Origin of the sequence: Desertibaculum subflavum (assembly GCA_003576705.1) — a bacterium.
Classification (GTDB): Bacteria; Pseudomonadota; Alphaproteobacteria; order Ferrovibrionales; family Ferrovibrionaceae; genus Desertibaculum; species Desertibaculum subflavum.
This window is the reverse complement of sequence record QOZS01000129.1, coordinates 1-1,813: the sequence shown is the minus strand read 5'-3', so window position 1 is coordinate 1,813 and position 1,813 is coordinate 1. Positions and strand designations below refer to the sequence as shown.

General features: G+C 71.8%; 2 protein-coding genes and 1 pseudogene. All 3 read right to left on the bottom strand.

All coding sequences use genetic code 11. The features are described 5' to 3' along the window. Positions 1–287: pseudogene (locus DT074_RS28385) on the bottom strand (hypothetical protein); the annotation flags it as partial. Positions 288–382: 95 nt separating this feature from the next. Beyond that, positions 383–1,096, bottom strand: coding sequence for a DUF1428 domain-containing protein (locus DT074_RS27825; protein WP_119423071.1), 714 nt, complete (start codon positions 1,094–1,096; stop codon positions 383–385). Between the two features lie 17 nt (positions 1,097–1,113). Next, on the bottom strand, positions 1,114–1,813 hold a 700-nt coding region (locus DT074_RS27820; protein WP_162915299.1), incomplete at its 5' end, for an MFS transporter.

The following is a 1,813-nucleotide window of genomic DNA, read 5'->3' as shown; positions in this document are numbered from 1 at the left end:
GCGGCGAGCCAGCCGGCCGCCACCACCGGACCGAGCCCCGGCACGGCGATCACGCCGAGTCCGGCAAGCAGGCCGAGCCCGCCGCCGATCGCGCCGCCCGCCGCGGCGCCGCCGGCGGCGCCGGTGGTGCCGTCCTCGGTGGTGCCCTGGGGCACGATCTCGTGCGGGCGCGCCGCGTTGGCGACGAGGCTGATGTCGCGATAGGAAATGCCGGCGCCTTCCAGCCGCCGGACGGTTTCGGCGGCGGTGCCGTAATCCTCGAAAAAGGCCGTGAGCGTGCGTCGCATGGGCGGACCCCGCGAGACGGCCGTGTCGCCTCCTCCGGCCTCAGCGCAACGCGCCGGGGCGCCGGTTGTTCCCCGACGGTTACAGGTCCAGGCCCTTAGCTATCGAGGATCGGCGCGAAGCCGCCGAAGATCATGCGGCTGCCGTCGAACGGCATCTTGGCGCCCTGCATGCGGGGATCGCTCATCAGCTTGGCCCAGGCCGCGTCGCGCGCCGGCTTGGACGGCCATTCGACCCAGCCGAACACCACCTTCTCCTCCGCCGTGGCCTGGACGGCGCGCTTGAAATCGGTCTGCTTGCCGTCCGGCACGTCGTCGCCCCAGGCGTCGAGCACGCGGAGCGCGCCGTGCTCGCGGAACAGGGCGGCGTGGGTTTTGGCGAAGCCGAGATAGGCATCCTGGGCGGCGGCCGGCGCGGCGATCACCACGCCGTCGATATAGCCTGCGCGGCCCTGGCTCCGCTCGTCGACCAATGTGGCGAAGCCGCCATAGATCATGCGGCTGCCGTCGAAGGGCATGCTCTCGCCCATCCGCTCCATGCGCGGATCGGTCCTCATCTTCGCGTTGGCGGCGTCGCGCGCCTGCTTGCTCGGATACTCGAACCAGGCGAAGACCACCACCTCGTCCGGCTTGGCCTGCACCGCGCGCTTGAGGTCGGTCTGCTTGCCGTCCGGCACGTCGTCGCCCCAGGCCTCGACATGGCGGGTGACGCCGAACTCCTTGAAGATCGGCGCGGCATCGCGCGCGTGGCGCAGATAGGTCTCCTTGTTGGCGGCGGGGACGGCGGCGACAAAACCTTCGATATAGGTCATGCGGGTCTCCTCTCGGGTCAGGCCGGCTGCAGCGCGGGCGTGGCGCGCGCAGGCACGGGTGGGAAGAACAGCGCGATGGCGACGGCGCCGAGGCCGATCGCGGCGGAGGCGATGTAGAGCCAGGCGTATTCGCCTTGCGTGTCGTAGATCCAGCCGCCGATGGCGGGGCCGAGCGCCATGCCGAGGCTGGAGATCATCGCCGTGGCGCCGAGGATGGTGCCCATGATGGCGAGCGGGAAATATTCCCGCGCCAGCACCGAATAGAGCGGCATCACGCCGCCATAGGCGAGCCCGAACACGATGGCGACGGCGTAGAACTCGCTGATCTCCCGCGTGAACAGATAGCTGCCGGCGGCGAGCGCCTGCACCGCAAGGCCCGCCACCAGCACCGGCTTGGCGCCGTAGCGGTCGCCCGCGATGCCGAGCAGCAGGCGCCCGCCGAGCCCGGCCAGGCCCTCGACGCTGTAGATCGTCACCGCGGCGAGCGGGGCGAGGCCGCAGGCGATGGCATAGCTGACGGTGTGGAAGATCGGGCCAGAATGCGCCGCGCAGCAGGCGAAGAAGGTCGCCGCCAGCACGATGAATTGCGGCGTGGCGAAGGCGCGGCGCGCGGTCATCGCGGGCGCGGCCAGCGCGGCGCCGGGCTGCGGCACCGCGTCGAGCGCGGGCGGCCGGCGGACCAGGAGCGCCGCCGGCACCAGCAGGACCAGCGCGACG

Bases quoted from the DNA above. Each gene is read 5' to 3' on its own strand.
- DT074_RS27825 (WP_119423071.1), bottom strand. From the start codon at position 1,096: ATGACCTATATCGAAGGTTTTGTCGCCGCCGTCCCCGCCGCCAACAAG.